The organism is Cellulomonas sp. FA1 (genome assembly GCF_000986825.1).
In the GTDB taxonomy this organism is placed as follows: Bacteria; Actinomycetota; Actinomycetes; order Actinomycetales; family Cellulomonadaceae; genus Cellulomonas; species Cellulomonas iranensis.
In genome coordinates, this window is record NZ_LBMY01000001.1 from 2241449 (window position 1) to 2259965 (window position 18517).

An 18517-nucleotide genomic window follows, 5' to 3' on the forward strand; every position below is an offset into this window, starting at 1 on the left:
GGCGCGGGGCACCCGCGTCCCGGGTGGCAGGATCGGCCCGTGCACGTCGTGTTCTACGAGCCCCGCATCCCCGGCAACACCGGCAACGCGATCCGCATGTGCGCCGGCACCGGCGCGACGCTGCACCTCGTGGAGCCGCTCGGCTTCGACCTGAGCGAGGCCCGCCTGCGCCGCGCGGGCCTGGACTACCACGACCTCGCGCACGTCGTGGTGCACGCCGACCTCGAGGCCCTGCTGGCCGCGCTGCCGACGTCGCGCGTGCTGGCGTTCACGACCCAGGCGACCCGCCGGTACACCGACGTCGACTGGCGCGCGGACGACGCGCTGCTGCTCGGCCCCGAGCCGAGCGGGCTGCCGCCGCACGTGCTGGTGCACCCGCGCGTGACCGACCAGGTGCGGATCCCGATGCTGCCGGGCCGCCGGTCCATGAACCTGTCGAACGCGGCGGCGGTCGCGACGTACGAGGCGTGGCGCGCGCTGGGGTTCCCGGGCGGCGTCTGAGGTCTCGCGTCGGCGCACCGTGTGAGGATCGTGCGGTGTTCGCCACCCGCCCCCTGCTCACCGGCACGTTCGGCATGGTCGCCTCGACGCACTGGCTCGCGAGCGCGGTCGGCATGCGCACGCTCGAGGCGGGCGGCAACGCGTTCGACGCGGCCGCCGCGGCCGGGTTCGCGCTGACCGTCGTCGAGCCGCACCTCAACGGCCCCGGGGGCGACGCGCCGCTGATCGGGCACCGCGCGTCGGACGCGCGCACGTTCGTGATCTGCGGGCAGGGCGTCGCCCCGGCGCGCGCGACGACCGCCGCGTACCGCGCGCTCGGCGTCGACGAGGTGCCCGGCACGGGCCACCTCGCGGCGGTCGTGCCGGGCGCGTTCGGCGCGTGGCTCGACCTGCTGGCGCGGTACGGGACGCTCCCGCTGGCGGACGTGCTGGGACCCGCGATCGGGTACGCGCGCGACGGGTACCCGCTCGTGGCCGCCGCCGCGAGCACGGTCGCGACCGTCGCGGACATGTTCCGCGCGCACTGGCCGACGAGCGCCGCGGTGTACCTGCCGGGCGGTGCGCTCCCGGCACCGGGCGCGCGGTTCACCAACCCGGACCTCGCGACGACGTTCGAGCGGCTGCTCGCCGAGGCCGCGGCCGCCGGACCGGACCGCGAGGCGCAGGTCGAGGCTGCGCGCCGCGCGTTCTACGAGGGCTTCGTGGCCGACGCGGTCGACGCATTCGTGTCCGGCACGCCCGTGCACGACGCGACGGGTCGCGCGCACACGGGGTTCCTGCGGGGCGACGACCTCGCGGCCTGGCGCGCGACCGAGGAGCCGACCGTCGCGGTGCCGTTCGCGGGCGTCGAGGTGCACAAGACGGCCGCGTGGGGCCAGGGCCCCGTGCTGCTGCAGCAGCTGCGCCTGCTCGACGCGCTGGGGGTCGACGACCTGGTGCGCGCGGCGACCGCCCCCGGTGCGGGCGACGCGCCGGACGGCCCGCTCACCGACCTCGTGCACGTGGTCACGGAGGTCGCCAAGCTCGCCGCGGCCGACCGTGACGCCTGGTACGGCGACGACGGCGAGGTCCCGCTCGACGCGCTGCTGTCCCCCGCGTACGCCGCGCAGCGCGCGCGACTGGTCGGTGCTGAGGCCGACGGCGGGTACCGGCCCGGGTCGCCGGACGGCCGCACGCCGCGGCTGGCCCGGGCGCTCGTCGCCGCCCGCGCCGCGGCGGACGCGGGCGACGCGCGCGGGCCGGGCGTCGCGGGGCTGGGCGAGCCGACCGTGTCCCCGGTCGGCCTGAGCCCGGGCGACACGTGCCACGTCGACGTCGTGGACCGGTGGGGCAACCGCGTGTCCGCGACGCCGTCGGGCGGGTGGCTGCAGTCGAGCCCGGTGGTGCCGGGGCTGGGGTTCGCGCTGCCGACGCGCGCGCAGATGTTCTGGGTCGAGGACGGCCTGCCCGCGAGCCTCGCGCCCGGTCGACGGCCCCGCACGACGCTGAGCCCCGCGCTCGCGCTGGGCGACGGGCACGGGTTCGCGTTCGGCACGCCGGGCGGCGACCAGCAGGACCAGTGGACCGTGCCGTTCCTGCTGCGGCACCTGCTGGGCGGGCTGGACCTGCAGGAGGCGATCGACGCGCCGGCGTGGCACTCGTCGCACGTGCACGGGTCGTTCCACCCGCGCACGCACGTGCCGCGCGGTCTGGTCGCGGAGTCGCGGCTGGGGCCCGCGGTGCTCACGGGGCTGGCCGCGCGCGGGCACGCGGTGGCGGACGCGGGGCCCTGGACGCTCGGCCGCATCAGCGCGGCCGGCGTGCGGGCCGACGGCCTGCTGCAGGCGGCGGCGAACCCGCGCGGGAGGCAGGGCTACGCGGTGGGTCGATGACCCGTCCCGTGACTGGGTCGTGACTCACCCGCCGACAGGCTCGTGACCTGCCGCTCAACCGTGTTGACCTGCATGGACGCTCGTCCGACTCGCACGCGTGGACGGACGTGACGCGCTTCCAGTCACAGCCCTTTCTATGAGGGTTCTATGAGGATCTGACCGGTGACACGTTTCGGACGAGCCGGTCGGGCTACCGTCGCTGACATGCCCTACGACGTCGTGGACGCGCACCTCCAGGCGTGGGACCCCGAGACGGTCCACTACCCCTGGATGTCGCACGACCCGGCGCTGCTGCGGCGGACCTACCGGGTCGACGAGGTCGGCGGAGCGTTGCACGAGCACCACGTGGACGGCGTGGTGCTCGTGCAGTCCGCGGACAACCGCGCCGACAGCGAGCACCTGCTGTTCCAGGCGCTCTGCTCGCCGCACGTGCTCGGCGTCGTCGCGTGGGTGCCGCTCGACCAGCCCGACGACGCCGCCGCCCAGCTCGACCACTGGCGGACCGAGCCCGTGGTCGGCGTGAGCCACCACGTGGACCGCGAGAGCGACCCGCAGTGGCTGCTGCGCGACGCGGTCGACGACGGGCTCGCGCTGCTCTGCGAGCGGCGGCTCGTCCTCGACGTCCCCGCGACCACGCCCGCGCTGCTCGCGCACGTCGCGGCCGTCGCGGACCGGCACCCCAAGCTCACGGTCGTCGTGGACCACCTGGGGGCGCCCCCGCTGGCGGCGCTCCGCGCGGGCGACCACGCCACGTGGCGGACCTGGGCGGACGCGCTGCGCCGCGCCGCCGAGCTGCCGAACGTCGTCGCGAAGCTCGCCGGGCTCGGGCGCGCGGCCGGGCCCGGGTGGACGGTCGACGACGTGCGCCCCGCGGTCGACCACGCGGTGGACGTCTTCGGCGCCGACCGGCTCATGGCCGGCAGCGACTGGCCGACCGCGCTCGACGCGCACGCGTCCTGGCCCGAGGTGTGGGACGGCCTGCGCGCGACGCTCGCGGGCCTCGACACGCACGCCGTCGCCCGCGTCCTCGGACGCACCGCCGTCGAGGTGTACGGCATCCCGCCGCTCGTCGCCGAGCGCTGAGGGGCCTCAGGCCCTGCGGTCGGGCGTGGAGGCGCGCAGCACGACCTCGGTCGGCACGGTGCGCACGCGGGGACCCTCGGCGTGCGCGTCGAGCGCGAGCCCGGTCGCGAGCCGACCGACCTCGACGAGCGGGACCCGCACGCTCGTCAGCCCCGGGACGACGTCACGCAGCGTGAGGATGTCGTCGAAACCCGCGAGCGCGACGTCCTCGGGCACGCGCACGCCCAGGTCGCGCGCGGCCGCGAGCGCCCCGAGCGCCATGACGTCGTTGACGGCGAACACCACGTCGACGTCCGCCCCGACCGCGAGCAGCTCGCGCATCGCCGCCTCGCCGCCCTCGTGCGTGAACGCGCTCGGGACCACGTGCGCGGGGTCCACGGGCGTCCCGAGCGCCGCGAACGCGCGCGTGAAGCCGTCGCGGCGCTCGCGCGCCGTGAGGTGCGTGTCGGGACCGCCGAGCACCGCGGGCCGTCGGTACCCGCGCGCGTGCAGCGCCCGCGCGAGCGCGCCGGCGCCCGCGACGTTCTCGAGCACGACCGTGTCGACGTCGAGCACCGGCTGCCCGACCAGCGCGACCGACCCGCCCGAGGCCGCGTAGTCCGCGAGGGTGCGCCGCATGACGTCGTTGCCGGCCTCGTCGTCGTGCCGGCCGCCGACCACGACGATCGCACGGGCCCGCTGCCGCTGCAGCAGGCGCACGAGCTCGACCTCGCGCTCGGGGTCGTGCCGCGTGTCGGTGAGCGTGACCTGGAGGCCCGCGGCGTCGGCGGCGGCCGTGACGCCCGCGGCGATCGAGGAGAAGTAGGGGTCGGTGATGTCGTGCACCACGAGGCCGACGGACGTCGTGCGGCCGCGCGCCATGGCCTGCGCGTTGGCGTCGGGCGTGTAGCGCAGCCGCTGCGCCGCCTCGAGGACGCGCTCCCTCAGGTCGGGCCGGACCGTGCGGGTCGCGCTGCCGTTGATCGCGCGCGAGGCGGTCGCGAGCGACACGCCCGCCTCGCGGGCGACGTCGCTCAGCGTGACGCTCGTGGCCATGCTCGAAGGCTAGGGCACGGCCCGGTCGGGCCGTGGAGGCTCCGGCCCTCGATCTGCGGCCGGCGTCGACGCGCCGCGGCCGGGCCCGGACGCCAGGGCACGTCTCAGCGGTCGACGCGCGCGCCCCCGCCGCCCGCGAGCCGGACCACCTCGGCCTTCGACGCCATGGACGTGTCGCCCGGGGTCGTCATGGCGAGCGCGCCGTGCGCGGCGCCGTACTCGACGGCCGTCGCGAGCGGCTGCCCGTCGAGGAGGCCGAACGCGAGGCCCGACGCGAACGAGTCGCCCCCGCCGACGCGGTCGAGGATCTCCAGGCCCGGCCGGTGGGTCGCCTGCACGAGACCGGAGGCCCGGGACCAGGCCAGCGCACCCCAGTCGTTGACGGTCGCGGAGCGGACGGTCCGCAGGGTCGTCGCGACGACCTGGAAGTTCGGGTACCGCGCGGCGACGCGCTCGATCATGGCGGCGAACGCGTCGACCTCGAGGTCGGCGAGCTGCTCGTCGACGCCCTCGACCTCGAACCCGAGCGAGGCCGTGAAGTCCTCCTCGTTGCCGATCATGACGTCGACGTGCGGGGCGATGCCGCGGTTCACCTCCTGCGCCCGCGCGCGGCCGCCGACCGCCTTCCACAGCGACGGGCGGTAGTTGAGGTCGTACGAGACGACCGTCCCGTGGCGGCGCGCGGCCGTGACGGCCTCGAGCACGGTCGCCGCGGCGGTGTCGGAGAGGGCCGCGAAGATGCCACCCGTGTGGAACCACCGCACGCCGAGCTCGCCGAACAGGTGCTCCCAGTCGACGTCGCCCGGGGCGAGCTGCGACGCGGCGGTGTGGCCGCGGTCGGACACGCCGACCGCGCCGCGCACGCCGAACCCGCGCTCGGTGAAGTTCAGCCCGTTGCGGACCTCGCGCCCGGTCCCGTCGTAGGGCACCCACCGCACGAGCGACGTGTCGACGCCGCCCTGCAGCATGAGGTCCTCGACGAGCCGACCCACCTCGTTGTCGGCGAGCGCGGTGACGACCGCGGCACGCAGGCCGAACGCGCGTCGCAGGCCGCGCGCGACGTTGTACTCGCCGCCGCCCTCCCACGCGCGGAACTGCCGGGCGGTGCGGATCCGCCCCTCGCCGGGGTCGAGCCGCAGCATCACCTCGCCCAGCGAGACGGCGTCGTAGCGGCACTCGGACGCGGGACGGAGACGCAGGTCGGACATCGTCGGCTCCTGACGGCGGGACTGGATTGCCCTCTCACCGAGAGGGCGGGGACTGGATCGCGCTCTCACCGAGAGGGCGGGGACTGGATCGCGCTCTCACCGAGAGGGCGGGGACTGGATCGCGCTCTCACCGAGAGGGCGGGGACTGGATCGCGCTCTCGCGGAGAGGGTGGGGCGGGTCAGGCGGGGCGCAGGGACGCGGCGAGGGCGACCGCGTCGGCGACGAGCGCGCGGACGCCCGTGACGTCGCCGGCGCGCACGAGGTCGCGCGGGACCATCCACGAGCCGCCGACCGCGGCGACGGCCGGCAGCGCGAGGTACTCCGCGAGGTTCGCGGGCCCGACGCCGCCGGTGGGGACGAAGCGCACGCCGCCGAACGGCGCGACGAGCGCCGCGATCGCGGCCGCACCGCCGGACGTGCCCGCGGGGAAGAACTTCACCGTGGTGACGCCGAGCTCGAGCGCGGCCTGGACCTCGCTCGCGGTGACCGCGCCGGGCAGCGCGAGCACGCCGTGCTCGGCGCACCGCTCGACGACGGCGCGCGACGTGCCGGGCGACACGACGTAGTCGGCGCCGGCCGCGACGGCCTGGTCGACCTGCGCGGCCGTCAGCACGGTGCCGGCGCCGACGAGCACGTCGCCGCGGGCGCGCAGCGCGCGGATCGCGTCGGGTGCGGCGGCGGTGCGGAACGTCACCTCGGCGACGGGCAGCCCGCCGCCGACGAGCGCGGAGCCCAGCGCGTCGGCGTCGTGCGCGTCGTCGACGACGACGACCGGGACGAGCCGGTGCGCGGCGAGCCGCGCGAGCACGTCCGCGGGTGCGGCGACCGCGGCGGCCCGGGCCGGCGAGCCGGTCACGACCGGGCCCCCTGCGGGACCGCGGCGGCCGGGCCGGGCTCGGCGGCGCCCGGGCGTGCGTACGCGCGACGCGGCAGGCCGTACGCGAGGTCGACCGCGGTCTCGAGCGCCTCGTCGAGGTCGAGCCGGTGCTCGACGACGAGGCGCGCGAGGAAGCCGGCGTCCACGCGCCGCGACAGGTCGTGCCGCGCCGGGATCGACAGGAAGGCCCGCGTGTCGTCGACGAACCCGGTGGTGTTGGCGAAGCCCGCGGTGTCGGTCACGGCCTCGCGGAACCGGCGCATGCCGTCGGGCGTGTCGAGGAACCACCACGGCGCGCCGAGCCGCACCGCCGGGTACACGCCCGCGAGCGGAGCGAGCTCGCGGCTGAACGTGTCCTCGTCGAGCGTGAACAGCACGAGCCGCAGGTTCGGGTGGTGCCCGAACGCGGTGAGCAGCGGGCGCAGCGCGCGCACGTACTCGGTCGCGACGGGGATGTCGTAGCCCACGTCGGGCCCGCGCTCGGCGAGCACGCGCGGGTCGTGGTCGCGCAGCGACCCGGGGTGCAGCTGCATGACCAGGCCGTCCTGCGTCGACATGCGGGCCATCTCGAAGAGCATGTGCGCGCTGAACGCCTGCGCCGCCGCCGCGTCGACGTCGCCGCGCAGCGCCGCCGCGAACACCGCGGCCGCGTCGACCTCGTCCATCGGCGTGGTGTCGGCGCGCACGTGGCCGTGGTCGGTCGCGCGGGCGCCGGCCTCGACGAACGCCCAGCGGCGCGCCTCGAGCGCCGCGACGAACTCGCGGTACGAGCCGATCGACGCGCCGGCACGCTCGGCCAGCAGCGCGACGTCCTGCGCCCAGCCGGGCCGGTCGGGGTGCAGCACCGCGTCGGGGCGGAACGTCGGGACGACCCGCTCGCCCCAGCCGCGCGCCGCGAGATCCGCGTGGTCCGTCAGGGACGCCCACGCGGGGTCGGTCGTCGCGATGATCTCGATGTCGTAGCGGTCGAGCAGGGCGAGCGGGCGGAAGCCCGGCTCGGCGAGGCGCGCCGCGATCGTGTCGTAGGCGGCGTCGGCCGTCGTGGCGGACAGCCGCTCCTCGACGCCGAGGATGTCGACCAGCACGTGCTCGAGCCAGAACCGCGTGGGCGTGCCGCGGAACAGGTGCCAGTGCGCCGCGAACGCGCGCCAGATCTCGCGCGGGTCGGTCTCGACCGGGCGGCCGTCGCGCCGCGGCACGCCGAGCGCGTCGTGCGGGACGCCCTGCGAGACCAGCATGCGCACGAGGTAGTGGTCGGGGACGACCAGCAGCGACGCGGGGTCGCCGAACGGCTCGTCGCGCGCGAGCAGGCCCGCGTCGACGTGGCCGTGCATCGAGACGATCGGCAGGTGCTGCGTGGCGTCGAGGATCTGCCGGGCCACGGGGCGCGTGACGGGGTCGGCCGGCAGGGCGCGGTCGGGGTGGAGCGCCCAGCGGGCGGTGGGATCGGTCATGCGGTCCTCCGGCGGTGGGCCGCGGCGGCGCAGCGGTGCGCAGCCGCGGTGCGGGCGTCCTCGCCCACCACGATGAATACGTTTGCAGGACGACCCTGCCAGGCGATCACCGGACAACGCAAGGCCGATGCGCGATCGCTTGCACGCGCCGAGAGCCGCATGGTGAAATCGCATTCATCGCGTCGGCGCACCGGGACCGGCGCCCGCGGGCCGTCCGGCCCCGACGCGGAGGAGCACCCATGGCCGTCACGCTGCGCGACGTCGCACGCGCCGCCGGCGTCTCCCCCGCGACCGCGTCGCGCGCCCTCAGCGCGCCCGACCTCGTGGCCCCCGAGCGGCGCGAGCTCGTGCAGCGCGTCGCGCGCGAGCTCGGCTACCGCCCCAACCGCGCCGCACGCGAGCTCATCACCGGACGCAGCGGCCACCTGTGCCTCGTCGTGCCCGACCTCGAGAACCCGTTCTTCTCGGCCGTCGCCAAGGCCGTGCAGGCCCGCGCCCGCGGCGCCGGGCACGCGGTCGTCGTCGCCGACGCCGAGGAGGACCCGCTGCTCGAGGCCGAGCTCGTCGCGCAGCTCGGCGCGCAGGCCGACGGCGTGCTGCTGTGTTCGCCGCGCATGTCCGCCGAGGACCTCGCCGACGTCGCCGCGGGCGACCGGCCCGTGCTGCTCGTCAACCGCGAGGGCGCGGGCCTGCCGTCCGTGGTCGTCGACAACGGCGACGGCGTGCGGCAGGCCGTGCGGCACCTGCGCGCGCTCGGCCACCGCCGCGTCGCGTACGCGGGCGGCCCCGCCGGCTCGTGGTCCGACGCGCGTCGTCGCGACTGCCTCGCGACCGCCGGGGTCGACGTCGAGGTCGTCGACCTCGGCGCGCACGCCCCCGTGTTCGCGGGCGGCGTCGCCGCGGCCGACCTCGCGCTCGCGAGCGGCGCGACCGCCGTGCTCGCGCACAACGACCTCGTGGCGCTCGGCGTCCTGGACCGGCTGCGCACGCGCGGCGTCCGGGTGCCGGACGACGTGTCCGTCGTCGGGTTCGACGACGCGCCCGTCGCGACGCTCGTGACGCCCGCGCTCACGACCGTCGCGGTGCCGCTCGCACGTCTCGGCCGCACCGCCGTCGACCTGCTGCTGGCACCGCGCGACGACGCCGCGCCGCGCACCGTGCTGCCCGTCGAGCTCGTGGTGCGCGGGTCGACCGCACCGCCGCCCGACCGCCGACCCGACCCCGTGGAGCCCCGATGACGCCGCCCCGCCTGTCCGCGACCACCTGGGCGCAGCGCGCCGCACGTGGCCTGCCCGACGCCGTGCGCGGCCCCGCGGTCGACCCGCGCGAGCTCACGGTCGGGCAGGTCCACCTGGGGATCGGCGCGTTCCACCGCGCGCACCAGGCCGTGTGCACCGAGGACGCGGCGGCCGCGACGGGCGAGACCGGCTGGGGGCTGCTGGGCGTCACGCAGCGCAGCCCGCGCGTCGCGGAGCAGCTCGGCCCGCAGGACGGCCTGTACGGCGTGCTGACCACGGGGGCGGACGCGTCGAGCGTGCGGCTCGTCGGCTCGGTGCGCGAGGTCGCGTACCCGGGGCGCGACACGGCGCGCGTGCTGGACGCGCTCGCGGCGCCGACGACGCATGTCGTGACCCTCACCGTGACGGAGAAGGGCTACCGCCGCCGCGCCGACGGGGCGCTCGACACCACGGCGCCCGACGTCGCGGCCGACCTCGCCGCGGCGGCCGCCGAGCTGCGCACCGACGACGACGTGGCCGCGGGCACCCCCATCGGCACGCTCGTGCGCGGCCTCGTGCGGCGGCACCGCACGTCGGGCGCGCCGCTGACCGTCGTGTGCTGCGACAACCTCACCGAGAACGGCGGCGTGCTCGCGGGGCTCGTCGGGCAGGCGCTCGCGGCGGTGCCGGGGTCCGACGACGTCGCGGCGTGGGTCGCGTCGTCGGTGCGCTTCCCGTCGACCATGGTCGACCGGATCGTGCCGGCGACGACCGACGCGCACCGTGCCGAGGCCGCGGCGCTGCTGGGCCTGCACGACGAGGCGCTCGTGGTCGGCGAGCCGTTCTTCCAGTGGGTCGTCGAGGACGCGTTCGCCGCGCCCCGCCCCGCGTGGGAGCGCGCCGGTGCGACGTTCACGCACGACGTCGCCCCGTTCGAGCGCGCCAAGCTGCGCGTGCTCAACGCGTCGCACTCGACCCTGGCGTACCTCGGGGCGCTGCGCGGCCACGCGACGATCGCCGAGGCCGTGGCCGACCCGGAGCTCGCGGCGGTCGTCCGCGAGCTGCTCGACGAGGACGTGCTGCCCACCCTGGTGGCGCCCGAGGGCACCGACCTGCGGGCGTACCGCGACGAGGTGCTGCACCGGTTCGCGAACCCGCGCACGGGGCACACGACCGTGCAGGTCGCGATGGACGGGTCGCAGAAGCTGCCCGTCCGCCTGCTCGGCACCGTGGCCGACCGGCTGGCCGCCGGCGCGGTGCCGCACGCGGCCGCGCACGCGGTCGCCGGGTGGGTCGCGTACGTGCGCGCGGCCGCGGCCGGCGACCTCGTGGTCGGCGGCCGGGCGGTCGCGCTCGACGACCCGGTGGCGGACCGGCTGGCGGCCGCGGCGACGGGCCCGGACCCGGTCGAGGGGCTGCTCGCGCTGCGCGACGTGTTCCCGGCCGAGGTCGCCGGGTCGACCGCGTTCCGCGCCGCCGTCCGGTCGGCGCTGCGCGACCTGCAGCCGGCTCTGACGCGCTGACCCCGGGTGACCACTGGTCACCTCGGAGCCCGACACCACCCCTCCCGGGTGACCACTGGTCACTTCGGGGCCCGAAACGCCGTGACGCGGCGCTCGATCTGACCAGTGGTCGGTGCGGGTGTGCGGGGGTGCGGGGTGCGGGGGTGCGGTGCGGCACCGATGTGACCAGTGGGCGGCGGTGACGAGGTCGCGCTCATGGCGGGGCGTCACGCGCGTCATGGGGCCCCCGCCCGTGACCTGCGCGAACACCCGTCCGGGTGAGACGTGACGCGACCCACAGCCGTCTCACAGGGATTCACCCGGACGCGTGCCCAATTCGGTATCCACCGGACGAACGTCCTGGTTGGATCGCTGGACGTGACCTCTCGTACCTTCCGCTCCGCCCTCGCCCCGCTCGCCGTCGTCGCGCTCGCCGTGACCCTGACGGGCTGCGGCTCCATCCTCGACGCCGTCACGGGCGACTCCGCCCCGGAGGCGCAGCGCGACCAGCCCGGCGGCGAGATCACCGCGTCCGCCGAGGCCGACGTGTTCTCGCTCCAGGTCGGCGACTGCCTCAACTACCTCGACTCGTCGGACGCGACCGAGTTCTCGTCGCTGCCCGCGACGCCGTGCTCCGAGCAGCACGACGCGGAGATCTACGCCGAGACGAAGCTCACCGACGAGCAGTACGAGGCCGGTGACGAGTTCTACACGCAGTACTGCGAGGGCGAGTTCGCCGGCTTCGTCGGCACCGAGTACCTCGACTCCGCGCTGGACTACACGCTGCTGTACCCGACCTCGGAGAGCTGGGCGGCCGGCGACGACGTCCTGCAGTGCATCGTCGTGCACCTCGACGGCGGCCTCACCGGCACCATGCGCGACTCGGGCCTCTGACCCCTGCCGCACCCACGACGGCCCCCGCCCGGAGCACCGGGCGGGGGTCGTCGTCGTCCCGCGTGGTCCCGCCCCGGGGGACGGGACCACGCGTCGCCGCTCAGCCGAGCGGCCCGTACAGCGCGGGCGTCGTGCGCGCCCGCGTCGTCTGCTCGAAGTCGTACGCGAGGCCCAGCAGCGTGCCCTCGTCGAACGCGCGACCCACGAGCTCGAGGTTGACCCCGGCGCCCGGGACGGTCGCGTCCTCCGCCGTGGCCTGCCCCATCGGCACCGTCACGGCCGGCAGGCCCGTGTTGGGGCTCAGCCGCATGTTGGTGCCCTGCGTGCCGTAGGGCACGCCACCGGGGTAGGCGATCGCGTCGAGGTCGAGGTCGTCCATGAGCTGCGTGACGTACGCGCGGCCGGTGGCGAGCGCGACCGTGTGGCTGCCCGTGGGGCCCGCCCACGCGTCGTACTGCGCGTCGGTGACCGCGGCCCGCTGCTCGTACACGCCGCGGCGCGACGTCACGAAGTGGTCGGTCGCGAGGATGTCCTCGATGGTGCGGGCCTGCACCTGCGGCGCGAGGTGCCGCTCGACGTACGCGGCGAGGTCGCGGCGGAACTCGTTGGTGCTGCCGCTCGGCTCGTTGAGGACCGCAGAGAGCTCGGGCGACGAGGGGATCTCGACCAGGGTCGCGCCCCGCGCCTCGAGCGCCGCACGGGCCTGCGCCCACAGCCGCACGGTCGTGCGGTTGGTCCCGACCATCGACGCGACGTAGCCGATGCGCGTGCCGTCGAGCGCCTCGGGGTCGAGCGCCGCCGTGTACGACTCGGGCACGTGGCCCGTCTGCGCGGCCGTCGCCGGGTCGGCCTCGTCGACGCCGACGACCGCGTCGAGCGCGACCGCCGCGTCGAGCACCGAGCGCGTCATGGGGCCGCCCGTGTCCTGGCTCAGCGCGAGCGGGATGATCCCGTCGCGGCTCGCCAGGCCGACGGTCGGCCGGACCCCCACGAGCTGGTTGTACGACGACGGCACGCGGATCGAGCCGCCCGTGTCGGTGCCGAACCCGATGCCCGCGAGGTTCGCGGCGATCGCCGCGCCCGTGCCGCCCGACGAGCCACCCGCGCTGCGCGAGGTCGCGTACGGGCTGGCGACGCGCACGGTCGACCCGACGGGCTGCCCGGTCGAGAACTCGGACACGAACCCGTACGCGAACTCGTCGAGGCTCGCCTTCGCGAGGATCACGGCGCCCGCGTCCCGCAGGCCGGCGACCATCGTCGCGTCGGTCGCGGTCTGGTTGTCCGTCCAGCAGCCGCAGCCGCCGGTGGTGGGCATGTCGAGCGTGTCGTAGTTGTCCTTGACGGCGACCGGGACGCCGAGCAGCGCGCTCGTCATGCCGTGGGCGGCCCGCTCGGCGTCGGCGGCGGCGGCCGCCGCGAGCGCGACGTCGCTCACCGCGATGACCGAGCTCAGGGGGCGCCCGCCGGTACCCGTGTCGACGAGGGTCCGGTCGTAGGCCGCGATCCGGTCGAGGTACGCCTGCGTGAGCGCCACGGACGTCGTGACGCCCGCGTTCATGGCCGCCTGCATGTCGAGCACGCTCGCCTCGACGAGCTCGAACGGGCCGTCGTCGTAGACCATGCGCTGCGCGACGGCGGCGAGGTCGGCGACCGTGAGCGTCCCGTCGCCGTCGACGTCGGCCACGGCGACGTCCGCCCAGCCGGGCGACGCGGGGGTCGCGCCGAGGTGCGCGGCGACGACGTCGAGGTCGGCGGCGGTGACCTGCCGGTCGCCCGTGACGTCGAGCTCGGTGAGGTACGGCGTGAGGAACGCCGCGCCCGCCTGCCCCGCGGACGGGACGGGCTCGGCGACCGCGGGGGTCGCGAGGGCGGCGGCGAGCACGAGGCCCCCCGCCACGGTGACGGCCGCGACGCCGCGGCGCTGGTGCTGTCGGTGCACGGGTCGGCTCCTGCGGGTCGGGGAGGTGGGGGTCTGCAGGTCCGGGCGTGCGGACGAGGTCGGGTGGGTCGGTCGGGTCATCGGGACGCCACCGCCCGCCGGCGGACGAGCACGGCACCGAGGCCGAGCGCGGCGAGCGCGACCACGAGGACACCCGCGACCTGCGCACCGGTCGCGCTCAGCGCGCCCGCGCCGGTGCCGGTGCCGGTGCCGGTGCCCGTGCCTGCGGCCGCGCCGGCGGGGGTCGTCGCCGAGGGGGACGGCGCCGCGGCGCCGCCGTCGGAGGGCGACGGCGCGGGTGCGGTCGGGGCGGGCGGGGTCGGCGTCGGCGTCGGGGCGGGCGTCACGACGACGTCGAGCGACGCGACGTCCGCCCGGGTGTCGGTGGCGGCGTCCGAGCCGACGAGCGTCAGGTCGGCGAGCCGGACCGTCGCGGTGCCGCCGGCGAGGGCAGTGAGACGCACGGTCGTCGTGACGTCGCCCGTGAGCGACGGCGACGTGCCGAGACGCGTGTGCCGCACGGTGACGCTGCCCGGGGCCGTCGTGACGTCGTCGAAACCGCCGGCGGGGACGTCGGTGACCTGGTCGTACGCGAGCAGGGCGGGGTCGAACGCGAGCGTCGCCTCGTAGGCGTACACGTCGGCGGCCGCTCGCAGGTCGAGCCGCACGTCGACCGACGCGCCCGCGGGGACGGCGGCGGTCGGGCCGGTGAGGGCGACCTCGTCGACGGCGGGCGCGGCGGCGGCGGGGGCCGCGGCGACGAGGAGCAGGCCGAGGGCGGCGACGGTCGCGTGCAGCGCACGGCGTCGCGCCCTCGTGCGGGGTGAGCGGTCGCGCATGGGCGGGTCCTTCCGGGGACGGACGGCCGACGCCGGAGATCCGGCGTGACCGAGGCGGCGCCCCCTGCGCCCGGGAAGGCTCGCAGCCGGACGTGTCGCGGGCGTTGCGTGCGCGTTGCCGCCGTCGCACCGCCGCGCGCGCGGCATCACACGCGCGTGACGTGGTCGGACATCCCGGACGAGGTCGGCACCGGGGCGGGCCGCGCCGTGCGGGGAGCCGTGCGCGCGACCCGACGGCTAGCGCTTTCCAAGGCGCGGGCGCCCCGTGCGAGGATCGACGCGTGACCCGGGACCCGCGTCGATGACCGCCGTGCTCACCGCGCTGGGCACCATGGCGGCCGTGGTCGCGCTCGGCTGGGCGCTCGGGCGGTGGCACGTGCTCGGCGAGCGCGCGGCGCCCGTGCTCGCGCGCGTCGTGTTCGCGGTCGCGACGCCCGCGCTGCTGCTGTCGACCGTCGCGCACGCCGACCTGCACCTGCTGGTGTCCCGCACGGCGGCCGCCACGTGGGCGAGCACGGCCCTCCTCGCGGCGACGGCCGCGCTGGTCCTGCGCGTGGTCTGGCGGCGCCCGGCCGCCGACGTCACGGTCGGCACGCTCGCGTCGTCCTACGTCAACGCCGGCAACATCGGGCTGCCGCTCGCCGTGTACCTGCTCGACGACCCGGTCGCGGTCGTCCCGACGCTGCTGTTCCAGCTGCTCGTGCTGGCACCCGTCGCGTTCACGGTGCTCGACGCGCACGCGGCGCGCGCACGGTCCGGTCAGGACGACGCGGCGCGGGACGGCGCCGTCGACGCACCCGACCGCGGGACGACGGGCACCGGGGCCGTCCCGGCCGATCCGGTGCCCGCGCGGCTCCGCGTCGCCGCCGTCGCGCGTCGCACGCTGACCAACCCGATCATCCTCGCGACGCTCGCCGGCCTCGCACTCGCGGCCCTGCCGTGGTCGGCGCCCGAGGTGCTGTACGAGCCGTTCCGGCTGGTCGGCGCCGCGGCGGCGCCGCTCGCGCTCGTGACGTTCGGCCTGTCGCTCGCGGCCCCGCGCGGCACGGGGGCCGCGCGCCCCGGCGCGACCTCGCGCTCGCCGTCGCGCTGCGGGCGGCGGTGCACCCGCTCGTGGCGTGGGGAGTCGGCACCGCGCTGGGGCTGCCGGCGCCCGCGCTGCTCGCGGTCGTCGCGATGGCGGCGCTGCCGACCGCGCAGAACGTGCTGGTGTACGCGATGCGCTACCGCCACGGCGAGGCGCTCGCGCGCGACGCCGGGCTCGTCTCGACGGTGCTGTGCGTGCCGGTGCTGCTGGTGGTGGCCGCGACGCTCGGCTGAGCCGGGTGACGGCGCCACGGACGCCCCGGTGATCCACGATCCGGGCGGCGGCCACCGCGAGACCGGGCTCGGTCCGCCGGGCCAGCCCTGCACCGGTCGCGAGCCCGGGCTCGCCCGCCGGCCGTCCCACGGACCGGACGGTGACCGGTCAGTCGCGACGCCGCGGACGCGCGCGCACGTGCATGCGCTCGCCCTGCGGCCCGTACACCGCGAGCACCTCGGTGGCGCCGTCGGACACGTTGCCGAGCCAGTGCGGCACGCGTGTGTCGAACTCGGCGGCCTCGCCCGCGGCCAGGTCGAGCTCGCGCCCGGCGAGCACGAGCCGCAGCGAGCCGGAGAGCACGTACAGCCACTCGTAGCCGTCGTGCACGCGGGGCTCGCGGTCGGCGTCGGCGTGCACGCGCGGCGGGTAGACCATCCGGAACGCGCGGGGGCCCTCGGTGCGGCGGCTCAGCGGCACGTACGTCACGCCGTGGCGGACCGTGGGGTGCGCGGGCACCCGCGGGTCGTCGCCCGCGGGGACGTCGACGAGCTCGTCGATCGTCACGTCGTGGAAGCGCGCGAGCGGCAGCAGCAGCTCGAGCGTGGGGCGCCGCAGGCCCGACTCGAGGCGCGACAGCGTGCTGACGGAGACGCCGGTGACGCCCGCGACGTCGGCGAGCGTCGCGCCGCGCTGCTCACGGAGCGCGCGCAGCCGGGGGCCGACGGTGTCGAGCACGGCGTCGAGGTCGTCCACGGCTCCATTTGCCATGATGGCAACGGCTCTTGTCAAGACGGCACGACGCCGCGCAGGCTCGTGCCATGCCTGACGCACCCCTGACCCCGGTCGACGTCCTCGTGCTCGGCGGCGGCGCCGCGGGCCTGTCCGCCGCGCTGAGCCTCGGTCGCTCGCGCCGCACCGTGCGCGTCCTCGACGCCGGCGAGCCGCGCAACGCGACCTCGCCGCACGCCCACAACCTGCTCACGCACGACGGCACGCCGCCGTCCGCGCTGCTCGCCGCGGGCCGCGACGAGGTCGCCCGCTACGGCGTCGAGGTCGTCACGGCGCGGGCGGTCGCGGCGCAGGCGGTCGACGTCCCGAGCGACGCGGGGAGGGACGGTGCAGGGTCGGACGGTGCCGGGTGGGCGGGCGCCGGGTCGAGCGGTGCCACGCACGAGCCCACGTTCGCGGTCCGCACCGCCGACGGCCGCACCCACCACGCGCGCCGGCTCGTCGTGGCGACGGGGATGCGCGACGTCCTGCCCGACGTCCCGGGCCTGCGCGAGCGCTGGGGGCGCGACGTGCTGCACTGCCCCTACTGCCACGGCTGGGAGGTCCGCGACCGGCGCCTCGCGGTGCTCGCGACCGGCCCGCGCGCCGTGCACGCGGCGCTGCTGGTCCGCCAGCTCAGCGCCGACGTCACGCTGCTCACGCACGACGCGTTCGCGCCCGACGCCGAGCAGCGCGCCGACCTGGCCGCGCGCGGCGTGCGCGTCGTGCCCGGCCGCGTGACGGCCGTGCGGGTCGAGGAGGACGCGCTCACCGGGATCGTGCCGGCCGACGGCGACGTCGTGCCGTGCGACGCGGTGTTCGTCGGGACGCGCGCGGTGCTCGACGACGCCGTGGTCGACGGCCTCGGCCTGCAGACCACCGCGCTGGACTTCCTGGGCGAGGACGTCGGTCGCGCCGTGGCGGTGGACGCGACCGGCGCGACGTCCGTGCCGGGCGTCTGGGCCGCGGGCAACGTCACCGGCCCGCAGCACGCGCTCGCGGCAAGCATCGCGGCGGGCTCGCTCGCGGGCGCGCACGTCAACGCGTCGCTCGTGACCGCCGACGTCGCCGCCGCCCGCGCTGCCCGCGTCACGACCCGCCCCTGACCCCGGACCGCACCACCGGCGCCGCCCCCACGTCGCGAGAGCGCGATCCAGCCCACCCCGGGAGCACGACACCCCCGCGAGAGCGCGATCCAGCCCACCCCACCGACGGACCAGCTCCACGACCGAGGAGAGACCATGCACCACGACCAGCGCCACGACGACCTCGACGACCCCGCGGTGACGCTCGACCCCGCGTGGTGGGAGGAGCGGTACCGCACGCGCGGCACGCTGTGGAGCGGGCGGGTCAACGCGTCGCTCGCGCAGGTCGCGTGCGACCTGACCCCCGGCACCGCGCTCGACGCGGGTGCGGGCGAGGGCGGTGACGCGGTGTGGCTCGCGGCGCGCGGCTGGCGCGTGACCGCCGTCGACGCGTCCCGCACGGCGCTCGACCGCGGCGCGGCCGAGGCCGCCCGGCGCGGGCTCGACGTCACGTGGGTCGAGGCGGACCTGCGCACGTGGACGCCGCCGACGACGTACGACCTCGTGACGTCGCACTACCTGCACGCCGAGGGCGGTCGGGGCTGGGGGTGGCTGGCCGACGCGGTCGCGCCGCGCGGCACGCTCCTCGTCGTCGGGCACGACCTGTCGGACGTCGACGGGCCCGTGCCGCGCCCGCACCTCGCGCGCCTCGGGCACACGGCCGAGCAGGTGGCGGCCGACCTCGACCCGGCGCAGTGGGACTCGATCGAGCCGCAGGTGCTCGAGCGGACGATCGAGCACGACGGGGTCGAGGTGGCCGTGCGGGACGCGGTGCTGGTCGCCCGGCGGCGCTGAGCACCGCACGGACCGGCTCCCGTCGGCACCGACCGGCGTCGACCCGCCCTCGCCCGGCCCGCGACCGGTCCCGCCCGGCGCGACCGGTCCGCCCGGGTCCGACGGCCCCTCACCGAGCCGCCCGTACCGCGAGACGCACGGTCGA

16 protein-coding genes and 1 pseudogene are annotated in these 18517 nt (G+C 77.1%); 10 read left to right on the forward strand and 7 right to left on the reverse strand.

From position 1 onward, the window contains the following. Positions 1-39 precede the first annotated feature (39 nt). From GY42_RS10135 to GY42_RS10145, 3 genes are all read left to right on the forward strand, one after another. Entirely contained in the window at positions 40-501 is a 462-nt protein-coding gene (locus GY42_RS10135) for a tRNA (cytidine(34)-2'-O)-methyltransferase (protein WP_046529237.1), read from the forward strand. A 74-nt stretch (positions 502-575) separates the two neighbouring features. Further along, the gene (locus GY42_RS10140) at positions 576-2372 is read left to right on the forward strand and encodes a gamma-glutamyltransferase family protein (RefSeq protein WP_082131729.1); all 1797 of its coding nucleotides are present in this window, start codon (positions 576-578) and stop codon (positions 2370-2372) included. 204 nt (positions 2373-2576) lie between these two features. Beyond that, positions 2577-3455 (forward strand): amidohydrolase family protein, encoded by an 879-nt coding sequence (locus GY42_RS10145; RefSeq protein ID WP_046529239.1) that lies wholly within the window; start codon positions 2577-2579, stop codon positions 3453-3455. Between the two features lie 6 nt (positions 3456-3461). Here the strand turns inward: GY42_RS10145 and GY42_RS10150 are convergent, their stop codons facing one another. The 4 genes from GY42_RS10150 to uxaC all read right to left on the reverse strand — a co-directional run bounded on the left by GY42_RS10150 (position 3462) and on the right by uxaC (position 8030). Further along, positions 3462-4490, reverse strand: coding sequence for a LacI family DNA-binding transcriptional regulator (locus GY42_RS10150; protein WP_046529240.1), 1029 nt, complete (start codon positions 4488-4490; stop codon positions 3462-3464). A 104-nt stretch (positions 4491-4594) separates the two neighbouring features. Beyond that, the gene (locus GY42_RS10155; RefSeq protein WP_046529241.1) at positions 4595-5698 is read right to left on the reverse strand and encodes a sugar kinase; all 1104 of its coding nucleotides are present in this window, start codon (positions 5696-5698) and stop codon (positions 4595-4597) included. A gap of 179 nt (positions 5699-5877) precedes the next feature. Then, positions 5878-6555, reverse strand: a complete 678-nt coding sequence (gene eda / locus GY42_RS10160) for a bifunctional 4-hydroxy-2-oxoglutarate aldolase/2-dehydro-3-deoxy-phosphogluconate aldolase (protein WP_082131462.1) — start codon at positions 6553-6555, stop codon at positions 5878-5880. Further along, positions 6552-8030 carry a glucuronate isomerase gene (gene uxaC, locus GY42_RS10165; RefSeq protein ID WP_046529242.1) on the reverse strand — a complete coding sequence of 493 codons (1479 nt, stop codon included), beginning with the start codon at positions 8028-8030 and terminating at the stop codon, positions 6552-6554. The genes eda and uxaC overlap by 4 nt, the downstream gene beginning before the upstream one ends. 239 nt (positions 8031-8269) lie before the next feature. Between uxaC and GY42_RS10170 the strand changes: the two genes are divergently transcribed. From GY42_RS10170 to GY42_RS10180, 3 genes are all read left to right on the forward strand, one after another. Beyond that, positions 8270-9268, forward strand: coding sequence for a LacI family DNA-binding transcriptional regulator (locus GY42_RS10170; RefSeq protein ID WP_046529243.1), 999 nt, complete (start codon positions 8270-8272; stop codon positions 9266-9268). Next, positions 9265-10770, forward strand: coding sequence for a mannitol dehydrogenase family protein (locus GY42_RS10175; protein WP_046529244.1), 1506 nt, complete (start codon positions 9265-9267; stop codon positions 10768-10770). The genes GY42_RS10170 and GY42_RS10175 overlap by 4 nt, the downstream gene beginning before the upstream one ends. Positions 10771-11127: 357 nt before the next feature. Further along, positions 11128-11643, forward strand: coding sequence for a septum formation family protein (locus tag GY42_RS10180; RefSeq protein ID WP_046529245.1), 516 nt, complete (start codon positions 11128-11130; stop codon positions 11641-11643). A 100-nt stretch (positions 11644-11743) separates the two neighbouring features. Here the strand turns inward: GY42_RS10180 and GY42_RS10185 are convergent, their stop codons facing one another. Then, on the reverse strand, positions 11744-13582 hold the full coding sequence (locus tag GY42_RS10185) for an amidase family protein (RefSeq protein WP_236686762.1): 1839 nt from the start codon (positions 13580-13582) through the stop codon (positions 11744-11746). Positions 13583-13659: 77 nt separating this feature from the next. Beyond that, positions 13660-14421, reverse strand: a complete 762-nt coding sequence (locus GY42_RS19015) for a cohesin domain-containing protein (RefSeq protein ID WP_046529246.1) — start codon at positions 14419-14421, stop codon at positions 13660-13662. A 331-nt stretch (positions 14422-14752) separates the two neighbouring features. Between GY42_RS19015 and GY42_RS20210 the strand changes: the two are divergent. Continuing rightward, positions 14753-15454: pseudogene (locus tag GY42_RS20210) on the forward strand (AEC family transporter); the annotation flags it as partial. Beyond that, the gene (locus GY42_RS20025) at positions 15361-15741 is read left to right on the forward strand and encodes an AEC family transporter (RefSeq protein ID WP_269082304.1); all 381 of its coding nucleotides are present in this window, start codon (positions 15361-15363) and stop codon (positions 15739-15741) included. The pseudogene GY42_RS20210 and the gene GY42_RS20025, both read left to right, overlap by 94 nt. A gap of 148 nt (positions 15742-15889) precedes the next feature. Here the strand turns inward: GY42_RS20025 and GY42_RS10200 are convergent, their stop codons facing one another. After that, positions 15890-16492 (reverse strand): helix-turn-helix domain-containing protein, encoded by a 603-nt coding sequence (locus GY42_RS10200; protein WP_046529247.1) that lies wholly within the window; start codon positions 16490-16492, stop codon positions 15890-15892. A gap of 50 nt (positions 16493-16542) precedes the next feature. On the opposite strand from GY42_RS10200, the gene GY42_RS10205 reads away from it, so the two are divergent. Both GY42_RS10205 and GY42_RS10210 read left to right on the forward strand, forming a co-directional pair. Further along, positions 16543-17598, forward strand: coding sequence for an NAD(P)/FAD-dependent oxidoreductase (locus tag GY42_RS10205; protein WP_046529248.1), 1056 nt, complete (start codon positions 16543-16545; stop codon positions 17596-17598). Positions 17599-17733: 135 nt separating this feature from the next. Then, positions 17734-18372 carry a class I SAM-dependent methyltransferase gene (locus GY42_RS10210; protein ID WP_046529249.1) on the forward strand — a complete coding sequence of 213 codons (639 nt, stop codon included), beginning with the start codon at positions 17734-17736 and terminating at the stop codon, positions 18370-18372. Positions 18373-18517: the final 145 nt, after the last annotated feature.

Coding starts and splice junctions, on each gene's coding strand:
- GY42_RS10175 (WP_046529244.1), top strand. CDS start 9,265: ATGACGCCGCCCCGCCTGTCCGCGACCACCTGGGCGCAGCGCGCCGCA.
- GY42_RS10210 (WP_046529249.1), top strand. CDS start 17,734: ATGCACCACGACCAGCGCCACGACGACCTCGACGACCCCGCGGTGACG.
- GY42_RS10200 (WP_046529247.1), bottom strand. CDS start 16,492: ATGGCAAATGGAGCCGTGGACGACCTCGACGCCGTGCTCGACACCGTC.
- uxaC (WP_046529242.1), bottom strand. CDS start 8,030: ATGACCGATCCCACCGCCCGCTGGGCGCTCCACCCCGACCGCGCCCTG.
- GY42_RS10145 (WP_046529239.1), top strand. CDS start 2,577: ATGCCCTACGACGTCGTGGACGCGCACCTCCAGGCGTGGGACCCCGAG.
- GY42_RS10140 (WP_082131729.1), top strand. CDS start 576: ATGGTCGCCTCGACGCACTGGCTCGCGAGCGCGGTCGGCATGCGCACG.
- GY42_RS10150 (WP_046529240.1), bottom strand. CDS start 4,490: ATGGCCACGAGCGTCACGCTGAGCGACGTCGCCCGCGAGGCGGGCGTG.
- GY42_RS19015 (WP_046529246.1), bottom strand. CDS start 14,421: ATGCGCGACCGCTCACCCCGCACGAGGGCGCGACGCCGTGCGCTGCAC.
- GY42_RS10155 (WP_046529241.1), bottom strand. CDS start 5,698: ATGTCCGACCTGCGTCTCCGTCCCGCGTCCGAGTGCCGCTACGACGCC.
- GY42_RS10205 (WP_046529248.1), top strand. CDS start 16,543: ATGCCTGACGCACCCCTGACCCCGGTCGACGTCCTCGTGCTCGGCGGC.
- GY42_RS10170 (WP_046529243.1), top strand. CDS start 8,270: ATGGCCGTCACGCTGCGCGACGTCGCACGCGCCGCCGGCGTCTCCCCC.